The sequence below is a fragment of the Pseudokineococcus sp. 1T1Z-3 genome (genome assembly GCF_037482365.1).
In the GTDB taxonomy this organism is placed as follows: Bacteria; Actinomycetota; Actinomycetes; order Actinomycetales; family Quadrisphaeraceae; genus Pseudokineococcus.
This window is the reverse complement of sequence record NZ_JBBHZF010000015.1, coordinates 1-275: the sequence shown is the minus strand read 5'-3', so window position 1 is coordinate 275 and position 275 is coordinate 1. Positions and strand designations below refer to the sequence as shown.

Sequence of the window (275 nt, the reverse complement as noted above, 5' to 3'; positions counted from 1 at the left end):
GGGGTGGGGTTCCGGTCGGTGACCGAGTCCATCGACACCACTACCGCCGGCGGCCGGCTCGTCTTCGCCCTGTTCGGCGCGCTGGCGGCCTTCGAGCGCGACCTGGTCCGTGATCGCACGATGGCCGGCCTGGTGGCCGCCCGCGCACGCGGACGCGTCGGTGGCCGCCCCACCGTCATGACGCCCGCGCGCATCCAGGCCGCGCGATCCCTGCTCGCGGTCCCGGGCGCGACCGTCACGTCCGTGGCCAAGGACCTCGGCGTCAGCCGCGCCAC

1 protein-coding gene is annotated in these 275 nt (G+C 76.0%); it reads left to right on the top strand.

The window, feature by feature from the left end; translation table 11 throughout:
• Positions 1 to 275, top strand: a 275-nt coding sequence (locus tag WDV86_RS04715; RefSeq protein WP_445262941.1) for a recombinase family protein, incomplete at both ends; no start/stop codon positions are given.